General features: G+C 33.5%; 19 protein-coding genes and 2 pseudogenes. 7 read left to right on the top strand and 14 right to left on the bottom strand.

Going from position 1 to position 19,855, the window contains the following annotated elements; translation table 11 throughout:
* Positions 1–75 precede the first annotated feature (75 nt).
* Both secD and ABWU62_RS06565 read right to left on the bottom strand, forming a co-directional pair.
* Positions 76–1,581 (bottom strand): protein translocase subunit SecD, encoded by a 1,506-nt coding sequence (gene secD / locus ABWU62_RS06570; RefSeq protein ID WP_353287898.1) that lies wholly within the window; start codon positions 1,579–1,581, stop codon positions 76–78.
* A 107-nt stretch (positions 1,582–1,688) separates the two neighbouring features.
* Positions 1,689–2,054, bottom strand: coding sequence for a hypothetical protein (locus ABWU62_RS06565; RefSeq protein WP_353287897.1), 366 nt, complete (start codon positions 2,052–2,054; stop codon positions 1,689–1,691).
* Between the two features lie 119 nt (positions 2,055–2,173).
* On the opposite strand from ABWU62_RS06565, the gene hemC reads away from it, so the two are divergent.
* Together hemC and murB are read left to right on the top strand one after the other, a co-directional pair.
* Positions 2,174–3,052, top strand: coding sequence for a hydroxymethylbilane synthase (gene hemC, locus ABWU62_RS06560; RefSeq protein WP_353287896.1), 879 nt, complete (start codon positions 2,174–2,176; stop codon positions 3,050–3,052).
* On the top strand, positions 3,043–3,927 hold the full coding sequence (gene murB, locus ABWU62_RS06555) for a UDP-N-acetylmuramate dehydrogenase (protein ID WP_353287895.1): 885 nt from the start codon (positions 3,043–3,045) through the stop codon (positions 3,925–3,927). The genes hemC and murB overlap by 10 nt, the downstream gene beginning before the upstream one ends.
* Before the next feature lie 79 nt (positions 3,928–4,006).
* Here the strand turns inward: murB and ABWU62_RS06550 are convergent, their stop codons facing one another.
* Positions 4,007–4,435 carry a hypothetical protein gene (locus tag ABWU62_RS06550; protein ID WP_353287894.1) on the bottom strand — a complete coding sequence of 143 codons (429 nt, stop codon included), beginning with the start codon at positions 4,433–4,435 and terminating at the stop codon, positions 4,007–4,009.
* Positions 4,436–4,599: 164 nt separating this feature from the next.
* Here ABWU62_RS06550 and ABWU62_RS06545 point away from each other — a divergent pair, with 164 nt between their 5' ends.
* Together ABWU62_RS06545 and pyrE are read left to right on the top strand one after the other, a co-directional pair.
* A complete protein-coding gene (locus tag ABWU62_RS06545) occupies positions 4,600–5,784 on the top strand; it encodes a dicarboxylate/amino acid:cation symporter (RefSeq protein WP_353287893.1) in 1,185 nt (394 codons plus the stop codon).
* Positions 5,781–6,371: an orotate phosphoribosyltransferase gene (pyrE, locus tag ABWU62_RS06540; RefSeq protein ID WP_353287892.1), complete on the top strand. Its 591-nt coding sequence runs from the start codon at positions 5,781–5,783 to the stop codon at positions 6,369–6,371. The genes ABWU62_RS06545 and pyrE overlap by 4 nt, the downstream gene beginning before the upstream one ends.
* A gap of 262 nt (positions 6,372–6,633) precedes the next feature.
* On the opposite strand, the gene ABWU62_RS06535 is transcribed toward pyrE, so the two are convergent.
* Positions 6,634–7,639 (bottom strand): IS630 family transposase gene (locus ABWU62_RS06535; protein ID WP_353287090.1). Its coding sequence is split into 2 segments (ribosomal slippage): positions 6,634–7,176 and positions 7,178–7,639, totalling 1,005 coding nucleotides; the frame shifts between segments, so codons are not numbered across the junction.
* Here ABWU62_RS06535 and ABWU62_RS06530 point away from each other — a divergent pair.
* Positions 7,633–7,836, top strand: a complete 204-nt coding sequence (locus ABWU62_RS06530) for a hypothetical protein (protein ID WP_353287891.1) — start codon at positions 7,633–7,635, stop codon at positions 7,834–7,836. The genes ABWU62_RS06535 and ABWU62_RS06530 overlap by 7 nt on opposite strands.
* A gap of 130 nt (positions 7,837–7,966) precedes the next feature.
* Here ABWU62_RS06530 and ABWU62_RS06525 read toward each other — a convergent pair whose 3' ends face one another.
* The gene (locus ABWU62_RS06525) at positions 7,967–8,341 is read right to left on the bottom strand and encodes a hypothetical protein (protein ID WP_353287890.1); all 375 of its coding nucleotides are present in this window, start codon (positions 8,339–8,341) and stop codon (positions 7,967–7,969) included.
* A 53-nt stretch (positions 8,342–8,394) separates the two neighbouring features.
* On the bottom strand, positions 8,395–8,697 hold the full coding sequence (locus tag ABWU62_RS06520; RefSeq protein WP_353287889.1) for a hypothetical protein: 303 nt from the start codon (positions 8,695–8,697) through the stop codon (positions 8,395–8,397).
* Positions 8,698–8,853: 156 nt separating this feature from the next.
* On the opposite strand from ABWU62_RS06520, the gene ligA reads away from it, so the two are divergent.
* Positions 8,854–10,809 carry an NAD-dependent DNA ligase LigA gene (ligA, locus tag ABWU62_RS06515; protein ID WP_353287888.1) on the top strand — a complete coding sequence of 652 codons (1,956 nt, stop codon included), beginning with the start codon at positions 8,854–8,856 and terminating at the stop codon, positions 10,807–10,809.
* Between the two features lie 94 nt (positions 10,810–10,903).
* Here the strand turns inward: ligA and ABWU62_RS06510 are convergent, their stop codons facing one another.
* The 4 genes and pseudogenes from ABWU62_RS06510 to ABWU62_RS06495 form a co-directional block, all read right to left on the bottom strand.
* Positions 10,904–11,050, bottom strand: coding sequence for a hypothetical protein (locus ABWU62_RS06510; RefSeq protein ID WP_353287887.1), 147 nt, complete (start codon positions 11,048–11,050; stop codon positions 10,904–10,906).
* A 76-nt stretch (positions 11,051–11,126) separates the two neighbouring features.
* Entirely contained in the window at positions 11,127–11,594 is a 468-nt protein-coding gene (locus ABWU62_RS06505; RefSeq protein ID WP_353287886.1) for a transposase, read from the bottom strand.
* Between the two features lie 48 nt (positions 11,595–11,642).
* A complete protein-coding gene (locus ABWU62_RS06500; RefSeq protein ID WP_353287885.1) occupies positions 11,643–12,794 on the bottom strand; it encodes a hypothetical protein in 1,152 nt (383 codons plus the stop codon).
* 340 nt (positions 12,795–13,134) lie between these two features.
* Positions 13,135–14,115: pseudogene (locus tag ABWU62_RS06495) on the bottom strand (IS256 family transposase); the annotation flags it as partial.
* An 81-nt stretch (positions 14,116–14,196) separates the two neighbouring features.
* Here ABWU62_RS06495 and ABWU62_RS06490 point away from each other — a divergent pair.
* A protein-coding gene (locus ABWU62_RS06490) for an IS630 family transposase (RefSeq protein WP_353287097.1) occupies positions 14,197–15,202 on the top strand; the annotation gives its coding sequence in 2 pieces (ribosomal slippage) (positions 14,197–14,658 and positions 14,660–15,202; 1,005 coding nt in all).
* On the opposite strand, the gene ABWU62_RS06485 is transcribed toward ABWU62_RS06490, so the two are convergent.
* The 4 genes and pseudogenes from ABWU62_RS06485 to dnaG form a co-directional block, all read right to left on the bottom strand.
* Positions 15,165–15,989 carry an ankyrin repeat domain-containing protein gene (locus tag ABWU62_RS06485; RefSeq protein ID WP_353287884.1) on the bottom strand — a complete coding sequence of 275 codons (825 nt, stop codon included), beginning with the start codon at positions 15,987–15,989 and terminating at the stop codon, positions 15,165–15,167. The genes ABWU62_RS06490 and ABWU62_RS06485 overlap by 38 nt on opposite strands.
* 34 nt (positions 15,990–16,023) lie before the next feature.
* A pseudogene (locus ABWU62_RS06480) lies at positions 16,024–16,323 on the bottom strand (DnaJ domain-containing protein); the annotation flags it as partial.
* Positions 16,324–16,589: 266 nt separating this feature from the next.
* Positions 16,590–17,894: a Na+/H+ antiporter NhaC family protein gene (locus tag ABWU62_RS06475; RefSeq protein WP_353287882.1), complete on the bottom strand. Its 1,305-nt coding sequence runs from the start codon at positions 17,892–17,894 to the stop codon at positions 16,590–16,592.
* Positions 17,895–17,992: 98 nt separating this feature from the next.
* A complete protein-coding gene (gene dnaG / locus ABWU62_RS06470; RefSeq protein ID WP_353287881.1) occupies positions 17,993–19,735 on the bottom strand; it encodes a DNA primase in 1,743 nt (580 codons plus the stop codon).
* Between the last annotated feature and the right edge of the window lie 120 nt (positions 19,736–19,855).

The raw sequence follows: 19,855 nt of genomic DNA, 5'->3' as shown, positions 1-19,855 counted from the left end.
GGATAGCTACTTTCATGACAACCATTTAGTTGTCTTTTCTCGTCTATCTTGTTTTGTCACTCTGCTAAACAGATACTAAAGTACTAGCTTTTTTGGATTCACACACAACTCTATCAGAAGTTTTGTGACTGTGATTGCAGAAAACATCGAGCATAAGACTCCTATCGATAAAGTAATAGAAAATCCTCTAATTGCTCCGCTACCAATAGTAAACATTATTCCTGCAGCAATGAGTGTAGTGAGGTTTGAATCAAGAATTGTTTTTATTGCATTTTTAAATCCTTCTTCAATGGCACGAGCTGTTCTTTTTCCTGCTCTTATTTCTTCGCGGATGCGTTCAAATATTAAAACATTTGCATCCACCGACATGCCAACAGTTAGTGCAATTCCAGCAATTCCAGGTAGAGTAAGAGTTGCTTCAAGTAGAGTGAGAATGAGTAGTATAGAAACTACATTAAAAAACAATGCAATAGAGGCCAATAGGCCTAATTTACCATAAATTATCATTATAAGTAAAGCAACAGCAATAATTGAAATTATTGCTGCTATTTCTCCTGCTTTTATTGACTCTTCTCCAAGGCTTGGGCCAACGTTTTTTTCTTCAATTATTTTAAGTGGCGCAGGTAGCGCACCGGATTTTAAAAGTATTGCAAGTTCACTCGCTTGCTTTTCAGTGAAATTACCGCTAATCTCTCCTTCTCCATTTAGGATTGGTTCACGTATTGTTGGTACAGTTAAAACTGTATTATCTAAAACAATTGCAAAAGGCTTTCCTACATTTTCTTTAGTAATTTTTGCAAATCTTTTGCTTGCTATGCTGTCAAATTTGAAATGTACTGTTGGTTTACCTAAATTGCCAAATCTAACTGATGCGTTAACTAATGAATCACCGCCTATTTCAGTTTTGCGGAATATCGGGTAGGAATTACCCAAAGAATCTTTGAGCATTACAGTAGTTTCATGGTCTATATCTTGCAACTTTTCTATGTTAGTATTTGCCAAATGAAAAGCTAGCTTAGCTGTTTTGCCAAGCAGAGATTTTATCTGCTGAGTGTCTTCTACTCCAGGAACTTGAACTAATATCTTATTTTGCCCTTGTTTTTGTACACTTACTTCCTTTGTACCAAGCTTATCTAAGCGCCTTTGGACATTAATTATTGACTCTGAAACTACTTCATTGATTAATGAGTTCTTATAATGCGGTTTATATGAAATAAAAATTGAAGTATCTTTTCTATTCAGCTCTAAGTTTGGGTTTATTTTATGAATTAACATCGAAACTTTTTTGTAATCATCCATATTACTTAAAGTTACAACTACTTGTTTATCGTTTTTTATGCTATTTTGTGTTAACAGACTTTCTTTTACTTCATCGGCTAGCATGCTCAATTTCTCTTTGAAGTAAAAATCTAAGTCTACATTCAGAAGTAGAGACGATCCACCTTTCAGGTCAAGCCCTAGATTTATCCTCTTTTTTGAGGTGAAAAACTTATTATCAAAAAAGTTTGGCAATATGATATATAAAGATAGCAAAAAAATTAGCAATACTGAAAGAGATTTAACTGTGAGCTTGTTTAGCATAAATTTAAACTATACTTAGGTACAGTGTAAACTGAATGGTTGCTAATCACAAGCACCTAAATGAAAAGGTCCGTGGAAGATAAAAAACAAGCCTAGAACTAATATCTCTATGATTGATTTTGTTCTTCTAGAACATCATTTATTGAAGCAGTATAAACACATGTATTAGGTTCAGAGTTGGCTCTCAGATTCTCTGTTTGTTTGTTTTGTCTAATTTTGTCAATTGCAAGGTAAGTGCATAAACCAAGTGTTAAGAAAATAACTATGCTAAGTGGTATGTGATTAGCAAGAAATTTACTATAACTTAAATCTTTCCAAACGAGAGGACTAGATAGAGAGGGGTGAGAGAAAAATCTGAGAATTGCTACTACTGCACTTAATGCTGTTAGAATAATAGCGACAGTGGCACCTACAAGAGGTAAAATATTCTTTTTATTAAATCTGCCATTAGAATCTTTTAAAATATCAAACATACATACTCCTCGATTACTAAATGTTCGTGATACTATGCACTAATTATAAAGTATTCAATAACTAAACTGGAGATAATAAAAAATGGACATAGAATATAGACATATAATATGAAGGATATATGCTAGTTAAAATAGGTACGAGAGGAAGCGACCTTGCGATCACCCAAGCTTTGGAAGCAAAACAAAGATTATTAGAGTCTTTTCCTAATCTATCTGTTGAGATCATTAAAATCAAAACTTCTGGTGATAAATATGCTAATGCAATCCTTGCTGAAATAGGAGGTAAAGGACTGTTCCTCAGGGAGATTGAGACTGAGCTACTTGAGAATAATATAGACATGGCAGTTCACTCGCTAAAGGATGTACCTGCGTTTTTCTCGGGAGATTTAATAATTCCTTGTGTTTTAGAGAGGCTAAGTCCATGTGATGTATTTATTTCTCATAAATATGAAAGCCTAAAATCTTTGCCACAGCAGGCTACAATTGCAACTTCTTCAATAAGAAGAAAAGTTCAATTGCTAAATTTTAGGCCAGACTTAAATGTAGTACCACTACGTGGAAATGTGACAACTAGACTGCAAAATCAGAGTTTTGATGGAATAATCTTAGCTGAAGCAGGGCTGATAAGATTAAAAAAACATCACTTAATTACAGAAGTATTGCTACCAAAAATCATGTTAAGCGCGGTAGGGCAGGGGGCAATTTGCATTCAATGCCGAAAGAATGATGTAAAAGTTATCGATCTTTTAGAGAAAATTAATAATAATATGTCTTTTATAAGGGCAAAATCAGAACGCAGTTTCATGAAGACAGTAAATGGCTCATGCTTTACGCCACTTGCAGCTTTAGCAGAATATGTAAGTGAAAATATGCTACATCTTTATTGTATGTTAGCAGATGAGAGAGGTATATACTTTACTGAGCGCACTTCGTTTGTAGAAGATGCAGAAAAAATGGGTATGGATGCAGGATTAGAGTTAAAATCAAAATGCTTATAAGCTTACCTAAAGTACGTGGAATCTACCGTTATAATGTTTCAATGTCTAAAATGACTTGGTTAAATGTTGGTGGCCAAGCTGATGTACTTTTTAAGCCACGTGACATTGAAGATCTAACATGCTTGATAAAAGATGCAGAGTTACCAATTAGTGTTATCGGTGCAACATCGAACATAATAGTTCGGGATAGTGGCATTCGAGGGATAACGGTGAAATTAGGTAAGGAATTTGCATATATAAAATGTAAAGATGATGGCTCCATTGTTGCAGGTGGTGCTGCGCTGCTTAGCAATCTTGCATACTTTGCCGGGGAGCAGCAAATTAGTGGACTTGAGTTTCTTGCTGGAATTCCAGGAACTGTTGGTGGTGGAATAGAGATGAATGCAGGTGCATATGGTAGTGATATTGCGAGTGTTGTAAAATTTATAAGGGCAGTGAATCTAGAAGATGGAAATTTATATGAATTCTCCAGCGAAGAAATGGGATATTTTTATCGTGGACACAGTCTAAAAGGCAGGTGGATTTTTATTGAAGCTGAATTTAAAGGAGTAAGTTCAGAGTATGAGCTTATATTGCAAAGGTTGAAGGAAGTTATTGATAAAAAAAACAAAAGCCAACCGGTAAGAGGAAGAACTGCAGGATGCATATTTAAAAATCCAATAGGCTGCAAGGCATGGAAACTGATTGATGAATCTGGCTGTCGAGGATTAGATAATGGTGTAGCTAAAATTTCTAAGAAACATTGTAATTTTCTACTCAATTACAATAATGCAACTGCACTTGACTTAGAAAACCTTGGCAACAGAGTACAAAATGCAGTAAAAGATAAATTTAATGTTGAGCTTGAGTGGGAGATAAGGGTTTTAGGTAAGTAACTTCTAATCTCCTCTAATATGACCTACGTAAATTGAGTACCTCAATTTACGTCCAAGATATATTATTTTGCGAGTCTTATTACGCTTCTCTTGAGGAAAAGCATTCTTTTATTTTTTCAATTACCGGTTCTATGATGTAGTGATTTATTTTCTTAATCATAGGTTCTACAAGCACATTTCCAACAATAAGGCCTGTAATTGGGGCAATAATTCCTATTGTCGCACCCATCAAAACTGCTGATCCTGTATTTAACATTACACCAGGAAAAATAGCACCTATAGCTGCACCAAGACCAATCCCAATTGCAGTGCTAGTAACGCCCATACAAAATATAGGGAAAATGCATTCTCGATTTACTTTATCTTCCTTATGATCACAATATGTAAGGTATGCGATAGATAATATTGTAGAAACAGCAGCAATAATTCCACCTATAATGGAAGGTGATAAAACTGCGAAACTTGGACCAAGACCTACAAGCACTCCTATTGTAATATTCATTCCCATTAATATTCCAACAAGGATTAACTCTTCTTTAGTTTTTTTTATCCATACCCCTCCTTAACACTTAATTAATAATAAAATGTTACTCATCTTTACCTAACCTGTAAAGTTATCTTAACCTAATTCCAAAAATTATTGTATAATATCATTTTGAGGTTTTATTTTCAATGCGCAAACTTGCAATATTCTTTTCTATACTATTTGCAGTTGTCGCTTACTATTTAAATAATGAAGTGGTATTTGAAGTAGCAAAGCTATTTAGTGATATATTCATCAGTTTGTTGAAATTAATCAGTTTACCTTTGGTTTTTCTATCTATCGTGTCCACAATTTCAGGGCTTAAAGACTCAATTGAAATTAAAGTATTACTTAAGAAGACGCTGTTTTATACGCTGCTTACAACCATTATAGCTGCATTTGTTGCGCTATCTTTCTATTTATTCATAGATCCAGTAAGAAAAAATTTCATAAGTAACACAATAGAAAGTGTGAGTGACAGCAATCACAATTACTTTTCACACTTAAAATCACTCATTCCATCAAATTTTGTGCAAGTTTTTCTTGAAAATAACGTTATTGGCAGCATATTGATTGCTTTTTTAATGGGTGGAGCTATTATTTCGCTCTCAAAAGAAAAACAGGATATATTACACCAAATATTTTCTGCACTGTTTGACACACTTCTTAGAATTGCTCAAGGGTTATTAAAGTTTATTCCTCTTGCTGTATGGTCTTTTATCACATGTTTTTTATACGAGTTAAAAGGTGGCAGCGAATTCCATAGTCTTTTTTGGTATTTTGCTTGCATAATGTCTGCAAATTTCGTGCAAGCATTTGTGATTTTGCCACTACTCATGTGGTATAAAGGTATATCACCAATTCAAACGATGAAAGGTGTTATGCCAGCACTTACACTTGCGTTTTTTTCTAAATCATCTAGTGCAACGCTGCCTACAACTATAGAATGTGTGCAAAATCAGCTAAAGGTACCAAAGAAATTATCGTCTTTTATTCTACCAATATGCACAACAGTCAATATGAATGCGTGTGCTGCATTTATTTTAATCACAGTGATGTTTGTTGCAGAGATGAATGGGCACACATTTTCCTTAAGTGAGATGTTCATATGGATTTTCTTAGCTACAGGAGCTGCAATTGGCAACGCTGGAGTGCCGATGGGGTGCTATTTTATGGCAACTAGTTATTTGGTATCAATGAATGTTCCTTTGTACATTATGGGATTGATTTTGCCTATTTATACAATCATTGATATGTTTGAAACTGCAATAAATGTGTGGTCTGATATCTGTATAACGCAGATAATTAATAAAGAATTTAAAACTCAAGAATGATATTAGATAATACAATAATAAAAGAATTTGAAGAGGCTGGTGCGATTTTGCACGGACATTTTGTACTCTCGTCAGGGCTGCACAGCAACACTTACATACAATGCGCTAAAATTTTTGAAAATCCAAGCAGAGCAATGAAGGTTTGTAATCTATTGGCGAATAAAATAAGAAAAGAGATTATTGAACCTGTAGATTTGATACTATCTCCTGCAATTGGTGGAATAATTGTAAGTTATGAGATTGGCAGACAGCTTGGAATAAGAACAATATTTTGCGAACGTGTTAATGGTAAATTTGAATTACGCCGTGGATTTGAGATTAAACAAGGTGAGAAAATATTACTAATTGAAGACGTGATAACCACAGGTAAATCTTCACTTGAAGCAGTAAAATGTGCAGAAGAGAAGGGAGGTGAAGTTGTTGCTGAAGCTTCTTTGATAAAGAGAAATAGTGAAACAAAACTACCTTTTCCTATCATATCTTTAATTGAACTTAATATCGAAAACTATAGCGAGGAAGAATTGCCAAGTGAGTTAAAACAATTACCCATAACGAAACCTGGGAGTAGAGAATATTTAACAAAGTAATTCTATATATGGCTCAAGTGATTCAGTAACTTTTACGTGTTATATGTTGATCTTTTTGCATCAAAGTTAGATATTACAGTTTATTTTCCTGTATTCGTTCAACAGAATGGCAAAATAAGATAGACAAATAAAGATATAAAGTAAAAACAATAATAGGTGTCATTCCGGTTCGTGACACTTGCTTTATGTAATTTCATTGAAAACGTTGTTTTTATTATAATACCTCCTATGATTAGTTTGCTTGTGATACCAACTCTCATTATTAATGAACCAAATAAGAAGCATTGCAGAGTTGTTTAACCGTGGAAGGGGAAAGAGAGGTAATAAATTTACACAAAGCGCTCTCAAGCAGAACAATTGTATCGTAGATTTTATTGCGCAAAATGTTCTGTTTTATATATAACCAAAACCTCTCAACAGGATTGAGGTCAGGTGAGTATGGTGGTAGGTATATAATTTCGATATTTTTAGGTATCTTTAAACTTTTTGACTTATGCCAACTAGCGCAATCCATCACGAGAAAAGCCTTTCGTATTCCTAAATATTGCGACATCTGTTCAAGGAATATATTTATACAAGCAGTGTTGACGTTTGGTGCAAATAAGCTAAAATTCTCTCCATTTCTGGGATTAACTGCACTATAGAGATAAAAATTTTCCCTACCTAATTTTACCTTAACCTGTGTCCTACTGCCTTTTTTAAACCACCCATGTCCAACTTTTGAATGTGTACCAAACCGTGATTCATCGAAGAAAAATAGCTCTTTTTCAGAATGCATGACAATAGTTTCATTGAGGTTTTTTTTTAAACTCCTCTTGCTTATTTTTATCCTGTCCACTATGAACTGGTCTTGGTGTGATATATGAGAATTTCATTCTTTGCATATTACGATGTATTGTGGATTTGCTGATATTCAAACCAAATCTTTCTTGGATTCTTATTCTCATTTCTCTAATAGTAATATTGGGGTTTTCCTCTATCCACACCTCAATTTGTTCAAGTTGACTTTGGTTCAATATAGTTTTTCTACGGCGTTGAGGTGGAGAAAATAATTTTTCTTCTCTTCCAAATTTTATGTGCTTTATCCATGTAGTAATTGCCTTTCTCGAAATGCAACATATTTTTGCTACAGCTGTTATACTGTGCTTTTTTGCTGCAATTACAGCATTTAGTTTTTTTGCAACATACGCATTATTTCTTACTTTCTTCAGCATCTCTTTTGCTGATTCCACCACTTTTTCATCCAATAATTTTGATCTTAATGCCATCTAAACCTCGCTATTTTACTTACTCCAGTATGGCTTTTTTTCCATTATTGTCTATTCGTTGCTTGTATAGCGGGAATTGGTATGAGCACCAGTGTCTGGGCACTGGAATGACAAGAAAGGAACTACTAAAACAAATAGGTGTCATTCCAGCGCGTGACGCTGGAATCCAGAAAGGAACAATGGATCCCAGTGTCTGAGCACTGGGATGAAACCTTTTTGCTTCAATATTTTGCACAGTAGCCATGCACCTTAACAGATACTTTTCTCTTGATTTAGCTAAGGTTTTTATGGGCTTTTTAAATTTTGCCCATAAAAACCCTGTTGTGATTAAAAATACACTAAATCTTGGTTTTCACATTTTTCATCTTCTGCTATAAGAGACAATAATTTTGCGCTCTCAGAGAAACTTTGTGCAACAACCTCTAAGACATAAGATTTTACTTCTGCAAATTCGCATTCAATCTTATCTATTTTTTCACTCAAATTTTTACCTACATCTTTGATTAACTTATCCATTTCATCTTCTAAAAGTATTCTTATTTCTTTGTTTTGTGAAGTGATAATATCATCTATTTTGCTTGTAATTTCAGGTTTTATAAGGCTTTCAATTTTTTCTTCACTGTATTTTTTTACTGCTTCTTCTACCTGAGTTTTTATTTCTGGCTTTAGCAGATCTGCAACTTCTGGTCCTACTTTTTTCACTGCTTTTTCAGCTGCATTTTTTGCTGCTTTTTCAGCATTTGCTTCTACTGACTTTATTGTCTTATCAATTGAAGTCGATATTTTTTTTCTATTTGATTAGCTTTTTCGGTAGCTATTTTATTAGCTTTCTCTTCAGCTAAAGTTAGCATTTTTCCTTCTATTTTTTTTACTTCATCTTGAGCTGCTTTTCTAGCTTCTAGTTTTAAATCGTTACCCATTTTAGATATTACTTGTTCTGCTGCTTTTTTTGCTGCTTTATCTATGCCCAACCAGCCTCCTAATGTATCACTCACACCATATGCTAAAGGTTCGGAACTTGGTTGATTGTTCCAGTTTCTATAATTAGATTTTGTCATATAATATACTCCTTAATTTAAAAATTATACTAATATTAATATACAAGTACTAATGTTATATTAATATTAGTATTACCTTTCAGAGCAGTAGTATAAATTTATAGTACCTTTTGAAAAAATTCATGACTTGACGACAAAGAGTATTATATTGGTATCATGACTGACTTGGAAAAGATGAGAGAAAAACTGCAGGACCAAATTAATTACCATAATATCTTATATTATCAAAAAAGTAAGCCAGAGATAAGTGACGCTGAATATGATGAACTGAAGAAAAAGTTAGCTGCAATAGAGCCAGAAGCTTATGCAACACAAGATAGTGTTGGTGCTCCGCCTGATGAGAGATTTTCTAAGGTGGAACACCAAGAACCTATGCTTTCTCTTGAGAATGCTTATGATGAGCAAGGTGTAGAGAAATTTTTATCTAAAATAAAGAGATTTTTAATTGAAGACGAAATAGAGATATTATGTGAGCCAAAAATTGATGGATTGTCATTTTCTGCAATTTATGAAGATGGGAAATTCGTTAAAGCTGCAACTCGAGGTGATGGTTTTATCGGGGAAGATGTTACTCACAATGTTGCAACAATAAAAGACTTTCCTAAGTTTTTACAAGATGTGCAAGGAAGACTAGAAGTAAGGGGTGAAATATATATCAGTAACAGCGACTTTTTAAAGTTAAATGAAAACAATGAATTCGCCAATCCTCGAAATGCAGCCGCTGGCTCTTTAAAGCAATTGAATGCAAACATTACAGCAAAAAGGCCTCTTAGATATTTTGCTTATTTCTTATTTGGTGGAATAGAGAAAAGTCAAAGTGAAGTACTAGAAAAGCTTGAAAGACTTGGTTTTTGCGTAAATGAGTATCGTTCCTTAACGAGTAGTTTGAATGGAATGCTGAAATTCTATAACGAGATCTATGATTGTCGTTATAACTTGGATTATGATATCGATGGGATAGTCTATAAAGTCAATGATTTGGTGCTACAAAGTCGTCTGGGAAGTACACACAAAGCGCCACGCTCAGCGCTTGCATATAAATTTTCTGCGGTTTATGCAAAGACAAAGTTAAATAAAATATTTATACAGGTGGGTAGAACGGGGATTTTAACTCCAGTTGCAGATTTAGTACCAGTCAATATCGGCGGAGTGCTAGTTAGCAGAGCAAGTCTACATAACCAAGATGAGATAAAACGTAAAGACATAAGAGAAGGAGATGTTGTAACAATCAAAAGGGCTGGGGATGTAATTCCTCAAATTGTCAAAGTAGATGAAGGTTCTCGTCATGCAAATATGCCTGAATTTGTTTTTCCTGACATATGTCCTGAATGTGGTAGTAAAGTGCAGATTGAAGGAGTGGCAGTAAGATGTCCTGGAGAGTTTACTTGCAAAGCTCAAATAATAGAGAAACTAAAACACTTTGTGTCAAAAGATGCATTTGACATTGTTGGACTTGGTGAAAAACAAATAAAGTTTTTTTATGATCTTAGCCTAATAAGACAAATTCCAGACATTTTTATTTTAGAGGAAAGATTAAAAGAGTTTTCCTTAAAAGAGCATCATGGTTGGGGCGAGAAGTCAATAGCTAATCTATTAAGTGCTATACAAAACAGAAGAGTAATCACTCTAGATAGGTTCATATTTTCTTTGGGTATCAGATTTATCGGCCAAGTTGCAGCAGAATTGCTCGCAAATTATTATGTATCTTATGATAACTGGTATAATTCGATGTCATCAAATGATGTTGAGTTGGTAGGTATAGATGGCATAGGAGAAAAAGTAGCTGAATCTTTAAAATCGTTTTTTTCTCAGGAACGTAACATTAAAATGTTAAATGACCTTACTGCATATCTGCAAATTCTTTCCGTGAGCTCCAACTCTAGCGATTCTTTTTTGAATAACAAAATTATAGTGTTTACTGGTAAGCTACGTGCTATGAGCAGAGGGGAGGCAAAAGTAAGAGCTAAAGTTTTAGGGGCAAAGATCAGTTCAAGCCTTTCTACTAAAACTGACTATTTAATTGCAGGAGAAGATCCAGGTTCAAAATATAAAAAAGCAATGGAATTGGGTGTGGAAGTTTTAGATGAAGAACAGTGGAACAAATTGTGCTAAACACAACTTAATCTGACGGGAATGAATTAACTGATAGAAGAATTGAAAACTAATATCAGACTCTTATTTAATACAATTGAACACTCCCTGCTCTTTATAAACATTTATGCAACAAAGCCAATGTGCTTATATTATATTTAACATTAATCCTTGCAATAAGATCGCATGCTCCATAGTGGTCAGAATAAACTCCACCACTGTATTTTGCTGCTATAACTTTTTTGCTACCTATCTCCAGCATTACATGCAGTTTTCTTATTTGCTCATAGCTGCGATACTTTCTATCTGTACCATTTGCCTTGCTATGACCTGGAATATTATTGTAGATCAGTACTATCTATGGCAATTTCAATACCTTCTGTATTATTTTTATCATGTCTTTGATCATTAATTTTGATGTCAAGTTTTTTAAGCCTTCTTGAGGCCTGGGAATAGCTAATAACTTGCAAATTTTTCCTTACTTGCTCAAGGTACCCTGCTATAAATCCCGCTGTTTGTCTCAGACCTATTCTAAATAAATAAGTTATTATGTGAATCAGAATCACGACCTTATCGCTATAAATATAGTTGCCACCAGCCATTTTTGGACCTTTTTCGTACCAATTTTCTATTGCCTCATTAATAAAATGAAAAATATTTCCTCTTTCTTGCAGAAATTTGTTATATTCATTGCAGTTACTGACCTTCATTTTAGTTGGCATATTTTTCTTTCGTAGGTTAAATGCCTGTTTTATAGTGAATTTCGTCAGTAACTGCCAGTTCTTTTTATCTGAGTGATGCAACAAAGCCCGCTGGAATCCAGCTATGCAAAAAATCTATTGTTTTAAGGCGAATTATCTTTCATGGTCTGTCTTTGTTTTTTCTACTTTCGTGACAGGAGTTACCAATGGATTATCAATTTGTAAGCTTTCACTTGCGCTTTGGTCTTGATTTGAAAGGAGCTTATTTTGTTGTTGCCCTTCATCATTTGATGTGCTTTTTTCTTTTATATCCTTTACGCCCATTTTATCCTTACCAAAAAGATTTTCTAAGAATTTCTTTAAAAAGCGCCACAAAAAGCCTTCTTTTTTTTGCAGTTGAGCTATATTTTTCTTTTCACTTAACTGAGATTTTTTATTATTAGATTTTTTTTCTGTAGCATTTCTATCCACTGAGACTGGTTTTAACGAAATTTCAGGCTTTTTGTCGCTCGGTTTATCTTTTATAGGATCTTTGCTTACTGAAGGTTGTAACTTAGTTACTGTATCTGTTTGAACAGAAATCTTTTCTTGTTGAAAGTTTCTATCTTCTGAAACAGATCTTCCGGAAGTATTTATTTCGCTAACTGAGTCACGAATTTTGTCTGTTTGAACAGAAATCTTTTCTTGTTTATTTTGATCAGAAATTTTGCCCTCTAATGTAGTTTGAGATTTTTTATTACTTTCAAACTCTGCAACTTTTTTACTTGTAAAAACGTCTTTTTCTTCGAATTTTTGTTTAAATCCAGCAATCTTTTTAAAATCTTCAGCTATTTTTTTGGCTGCACGATCCATTCGACCTTCAAGATTATGAATCAATTTTTTAATAATCTTCACTTCATCTTTACGCCCTTTTTGAGCTTTAAGCTCCCGGTGCAATTCAACAATAATTTTTACTTTATCTTCCAATGAAGAATTTTCTGGAAAAACATCTTTAAGTTCCCGATTCAATTCGACGATCTTTTCAAAATCTTTAGCTACTTTTTTAGCTGCACGGTTCATTCGATCTCTAAGACTACGATTTAATTTTGCAATAGTCTTGATTTTATCTTCCAGTGAAGAATTATCTGCTATAGAAACATCTTTTAACTTTTTCTCGAGACTTTGTTTAGTTACTTGCCTTTTGTAAGCTTTAAGTTCCTGGCGCAACTCATTGATACTCTTCACTTTATCTTCTAGTGACAAAGCGCCCGCAAAAGCATTTTGAAATTTCTTCTCAATATTTGATATATCTTGAAGTTGTACCATACCTACTATATAAAAGCTTATACTAAAATAAGTATACTGGATAATTATGTAAAAATGATTAACATATAAGGAGCAACTCTTTATGCGGACACTTATGATTATAGATTTTTAAATTTTTTCTTGTTATAAGGTAACTCTAATCGTTATTAAAAGGAGTAAATGTATCTAATACTAATAGCGAGATTGACTAGCCACAAGTTTCTCAGGATTGGCAAAATGCAAGAAAAAGTTATGAATATAGCAATTATACTGATGACGGCAGTTTAATTGTCACCTAGATATGTGCATGCTATGAAAATTAGAAGCGGGAGTGTTAAATAAACTGTGTCAAGCCGCATTTTTAGTTCAACTCAATTTTCAGTCTGTTGGGAAAGAAAATGTCAAGCTGAGACATAGTTAATGCCCAATTAGGCAAAGCTGTAGTCCACTTTTGCTCTACCTTTTTTATAGCACAATATACCTGTTTGTACAAGGCATTTGTATTAGTAAATGAGCCCTTAGTTTTAGTAAATTTCCTAATTTGTCTATGCAATCCCTCAATTGGATTGGTGGTGTAAATCAGCTTCCTAACTGGTCCAGAATACTTAAAATAACCAGACAAATTTTCCCAATTGTTTTGCCATGATTTTGTAACCAAGGGATATTTTTCACTCCATTTTTCTTCCAGCTCAAGCAAATAATTCTCAGCAATCTCTTTACTTGAAGCACGATATATTTTTTTCAAATCATTTATGAAAACTTTTACATCTTTGCTAGATACATACTTCAGTGAATTCCTTATCTGATGCACTATGCATAGCTGTACTTCTGCTTTAGGAAATACACTATTTATAGCGGTAGGAAAGCTTTTTAGCCCATCAATACAGGCAATTAGAATATCTTCTACTCCTCTTTCTTTGAGGTCATTTAGTACTCCCAACCAGAAGTTAGCTCCTTCACTTTCAGCCAAATAAAAACCTAATACTTCTTTTCTGCCATTTTGATTTATGCCCAATATATTATACATACATTTACTTATGCAATGTCCGTCCTCCTTGACCTTAAAAAACATGCCATCCATAAATACTATTGGATACACTGATTGCAGTGGGCGGCTGCGCCATTCATTGATTACTGGTAGCAGTTTATCGGTAATACTAGATATCTCTGCTGCTGATATTTTGTGGTCATATATTTCCTCAACATGTGAAGCTATATCTCTGTATCCCATGCCACTGGCATATGTGCTTAAGACCTTTGCTTCAAGTTCTGGATGTAGGCTTGTTTGCCTTTTTTTGACTATTTGTGGTTCAAAGCTTCCCTCCCTATCTCTTGGTGTTATACCAATTCCCGCTATACAAGCAACGAATAGACAATAATGGAAAAAAAGCCATACTGGAGTAAGTAAAATAGCGAGGTTTAGATGGCATTAAGATCAAAATTATTGGATGAAAAAGTGGTGGAATCAGCAAAAGAGATGTTGAAGAAAGTAAGAAATAATGCGTATGTTGCAAAAAAACTAAATGCTGTAATTGCAGCAAAAAAGCACAGTATAACAGCTGTAGCAAAAATATGTTGCATTTCGAGAAAGGCAATTACTACATGGATAAAGCACATAAAATTTGGAAGAGAAGAAAAATTATTTTCTCCACCTCAACGCCGTAGAAAAACTATATTGAACCAAAGTCAACTTGAACAAATTGAGGTGTGGATAGAGGAAAACCCCAATATTACTATTAGAGAAATGAGAATAAGAATCCAAGAAAGATTTGGTTTGAATATCAGCAAATCCACAATACATCGTAATATGCAAAGAATGAAATTCTCATATATCACACCAAGACCAGTTCATAGTGGACAGGATAAAAATAAGCAAGAGGAGTTTAAAAAAAAACCTCAATGAAACTATTGTCATGCATTCTGAAAAAGAGCTATTTTTCTTCGATGAATCACGGTTTGGTACACATTCAAAAGTTGGACATGGGTGGTTTAAAAAAGGCAGTAGGACACAGGTTAAGGTAAAATTAGGTAGGGAAAATTTTTATCTCTATAGTGCAGTTAATCCCAGAAATGGAGAGAATTTTAGCTTATTTGCACCAAACGTCAACACTGCTTGTATAAATATATTCCTTGAACAGATGTCGCAATATTTAGGAATACGAAAGGCTTTTCTCGTGATGGATTGCGCTAGTTGGCATAAGTCAAAAAGTTTAAAGATACCTAAAAATATCGAAATTATATACCTACCACCATACTCACCTGACCTCAATCCTGTTGAGAGGTTTTGGTTATATATAAAACAGAACATTTTGCGCAATAAAATCTACGATACAATTGTTCTGCTTGAGAGCGCTTTGTGTAAATTTATTACCTCTATTTCCCCTTCCACGGTTAAACAACTCTGCAATGCTTCTTATTTGGTTCATTAATAATGAGAGTTGGTATAAGCAACTCCACAACATAATTTAATCTTTCTATTCTTTTAGTTATAAGATATTCTTGAACATAGTTAAGTAAGAGATCAAACGGAGTTTTATCTTTTTTATTTTTAACATCAAGCCCTGCACCTTTACTAAGAAGTGACTCAACAAAACCTTGGTATTTCGGTTCATCTAAACACAACCATTTTAATGTATGATGTAAAGCTGTATTTCCTTCTTTATCTGTATAGTTGATATCTAATCTATCTAAGTACTTATTAAAAAAATAATCCAAAAACTTTTCAGATTGGTATTCATAAGCATAGCTTAAGATGTCATTTGGTGATATTTCTATCCTTCCTTCAAAGAGCTCGAAAATTTCTATATGATCGTACGCAATAGCAATTTGCACTAGAGATGTAATGTCATCAGCAGCAATTGTAACTTCCCTTATTATAGAAGAGCACTCTTCAAATTCACCTGACTTGATCTTTTCCAACAAGTTCAGAATAGTGTATATATATTCACATTCGGGTTCTACTTTTGTAAACTCTTTGAATCCTTCGGTTAATTCTTCAGTCTCTTTAGCTTTGCCTATCTCGCTTTTTTGTTCAATGCTCTTGTGTAGTTTTTCTGCTTGCTCTTCGTTTAATTCTTGATATTTCTGAGAAAATATATCATATATTTTGTCAAAACTTTTTATTTGATTCGTTCGTGCATCGGATTTAAGTGTATCTTTTTTTACCTTATGCATTTCTTTTCTTAATTTATCTACTTCTTCATAAAACTTTCTCATTTTTTTCCCATGACGACTCTCTCTTACAAGTTTGTTGACTAAAATCCTCTCCCCTATCGTACCGAGCTTTGTTTATTTGGTCAGATAAAATTTCGTATGCTACTGATATTTCCTTGAATTTTGTTAATTTCTCTTCAAGTTGATCTTGTTGATCTTCTTCCGACTGTAATAGTAGCTTTCCGTCCTTCTTTTTTGCTTTTAGCTCATCTAACTCTCTCCCTTCGTCAATCAATTTATCTGGATGAAATTCAAGTGCCAATTTTCGATATGCTTTTTTTATCTCATCTGAAGTAGCATCTCTTTTTACTCCTAATATTTCATAATAATCAGGCATTTGTTTCTCCACTATTTTGATACATTTTTTATAACATTAGCAATACTACGTCTTTATGAAAGAACTGGTGCTATATAAACATTTTAGCAAATATTGTAATAATTGTCAATTTATTAATAAATTGAGTGAAAATTTGTAGAAAAATAGGTTGTGAAAATGAAGGTTTAGAATTATTCCAACAACAGACTAATTTGTATATGAATGTGACTCAACTTTACAGCATAATCAGTTAGCATAACTTACACAAAGCTACAGAAAGAGTTGTGTTATATTTGTGGTAATTGAGAAGCTAAAACCGCACGACGTCTGCCATTAATAACTATTTCACTTATTGCAACTGCTGCAAAAACAAAACAATAATATACTTTTGTTAGTACAGCAATAGGTGAAAGAGAGGCAATGCTGCTTGCTAGCAATATTTGAGAACCATAAGGTAAGACACTTTTTGTGATCGCAGTAAATATCTCTAATAAATATGCACTACGGTGTGGTGCAATGTTATATCTTTGTGCAAGTCTTTTTGCAATATTACTAGTTAATAAAATAGCAACAATATTGCTGGAAACCAAAATAGTAAACATAGATGATATTCCTGCAATCATAAGTTCAGCTTGACTTCTTGTGAGATTCACCTCATCCGTGAATTTATCTATCTTTTTCTGACTGTATTCGTACATTAAGTGGCTTAATCCACTACTGAAAAGAATAAATATCATTACTTCATTCATCTTATTAAAACCCCTACATATGTCATGAGAATAATCAATAATAGAATAATCAAAAAAAGCTATTCCTAATATTCCAGCAACAACCATATTAACAGCTAATGTTACCAGTGTGTTTATTTCAAATAAACCCATAATTATTAAAGATATATAAGGGATAATTTTGACTATGGATAAATAATTCAGACTTGAGAGAGAAACAACTTCTGTGCTATTTGAAATCATTACTAGATAAGTAAGTATTATAAGACCTGTAACAGATCCTGTCTTTAGGGTTAGTTTTAGTTTATCCTTTACTGAAGCTCCTTGTGAAGAAGTAGCAGCAATAGTAGTGTCAGATATCATTGAAAGGTTGCTGCCAAACATAGACCCACCTATCACAGCTCCAACGCCCACTGCACAATCAAAAGCTCCATTTTGTGCTAGATTCACAGCTATTGGTGTTATAAGTGCAATAACTCCGATTGATGTGCCTATTGCACTTGCAATAAACGCAGAAATTAAAAACATTCCAGGAAGTAATAATTGTGCTGGAAGAAAGCAAATAGTTAAGCTAGCAATCACATTTATACTACCAAGCGATTGAGTAACAGTAGAAAATGCACCAGCAAGGAGAAAAATCAAACACACGGTAAGAGTAGTTTTATTACCCATACCTTTTATAAGAGTATCAACGCTATGCTGAATTTTGTTTTTATTGAATAGGACAGCAAAAAATAATGCTGGTAATAAGCAAACTAACGGTGAAATTTGATGAAGAGGATTGTCAAACCCAAAAAAAGAAAAATAAATACCACTACCAAGATATAAGGCTAAAAAAATAATGAGAGGAAGAAATGCAAACACTTGTCGTAATTAAATAAATTGAAAATATACTAGAATAAGCTATTTTAAGCAACTACTAATACAGTGTTTTTCTAATAATTTTGAACATCTTAAGCCATCTACTTTTGAATAAATTCCATTTGCATTTCTTGTATACTATCCTCTATTTGCTTTATTTGTTCTATCAGCCTTTCCTCTAAGTCAAAATTACCGCCCAGCCTTGCTTTAATTTTTTCTTCTTGTAATACATTTAATTCTTTCCGTAATACTATGTTATTCCAGACATTTTCTGCCGATCTCTTCTCGTTTAATTGACTACTCAGTACATTGGTTTTTTCAAGTATAAACTTTATAATACTAGACTCCTGTAACAGAATTTCTTTATTAAAGTTGCTCTCGCTAGTTACCATATTAATTATGCACTGTTGTAATTTTTTCATCTCCATATGAGTAAACTCAAAATGGGAAAATTGCTCGAAAAATATAGGATGATTTAAAAATTCAGAAAACTCTATTACTATGCGCAGAATTATAGCTTGATTTTGCTCTGCTTCAATTAATTTTGGAGATTTGTTGTAGAGATACTCCTCTTTTGTTTCTCTAGGTCTATTTTTAAAAATTTGCTTTTTAAAGCTACTTCTCAGTTCATTAGCTTTATTGTAAAAATAATCTCTATAATACCTTCTAATACTGCTATTACTGATAGCATTTACATATTCCATGAACTTGTATTCAAGAATTGAATATTTTTCCGGGGCAAATTTTTCATAATTTTGCAAATTGCTATCGATTATGTGATGCCATAAATATTCAGAGTGCAGTTCTGTTGAGCGATTAAAAGCAGATAGTACATCTTCCGTCTTATATTCTAGCTCATTGCATATATCGTATGGGTCCTTGTTGCTTGGCAAAGTCACGAACTCCAATGTGTATCCAGGCTCCAGTATCGGCAGAACAAGTTCTGCAATTCGAATAGCAGCATGACGTCCAGCACTATCGCCATCCATACAGATAGAAATTTCTTTAGCAAATTTCCAAAGATTTTTTATCTGCTCTGCAGAAATTGCGGTACCAAGCGGAGCAACTGTATTGCTAATTCCCGCTTGATGTAGTGCTATTACATCCATATATCCTTCAACAACAAATAGATGCTGTTTTTTGCGTATTTCACTCAAAGCAAAGTTTAATCCATATAAATTTTCTCTTTTCTTAAAGAGCTGACTCTCTGGGCTATTTAAATATTTTGGTTGTTGATCAGGACTAAGCGCACGTCCACCAAAGCCAATAACTTTTCCTGCAATGTTGTATATAGGAAATATCAGCCGGTCATAAAAATAATCATGAAAATTTTTGTTTACTAATCCAATATCAATTAAAATTTTGTCTTCAATACCTGAAGAGTTTAAATACTCTTTCAAACCAGAGCTTGGTGCATAACCTATTCTAAATTTATCTATGATTTTGAGTGAAATCTTGCGCTGCTTTAAATAATCTGCAACGCCCTGATTTTTTTGTGCAAACCGATTTGCAGCTAAATTCAATGCTAAAAACAGTTTGTTGTTCTCTTTAGCAACGCTGAGGTTTTTGGGTAACTCAACACCTGCAACAGATGCCAATTTTTCCAACGCTTCCTTAAAACTTAAGCCCTCAGTTTGTGAAATAAATTCAAACGCATCACCATGAGCTGAGCAGCCGAAACAGTAATATAAGCCCTTAATATTGCTGACCGAAAAAGATGGAGTTTTTTCGTTATGAAATGGGCAGAGTCCAACAAAACTATCTCCTCTTTTTATTAGCCTGACTTTTTTTCCTACTATGTCGGACAACAATAATTTTGACTTTATAATATCTATATGATCCATTTTACCGAATTAGTAGTGGTAGGATAAAAATTATATAGAATTTATGCATATCTGACTCGAAATTTATTCAGAAAGATCAGGAGAGCTTGACAAAAAGCTCAAAATAAATTACCCATATAA

This window comes from Wolbachia endosymbiont (group B) of Gerris lacustris, assembly GCF_964028355.1.
GTDB lineage: Bacteria > Pseudomonadota > Alphaproteobacteria > Rickettsiales > Anaplasmataceae > Wolbachia.
Note: the sequence above shows the minus strand (reverse complement) of the source record. Positions and strands in the feature narration are given on the sequence as shown.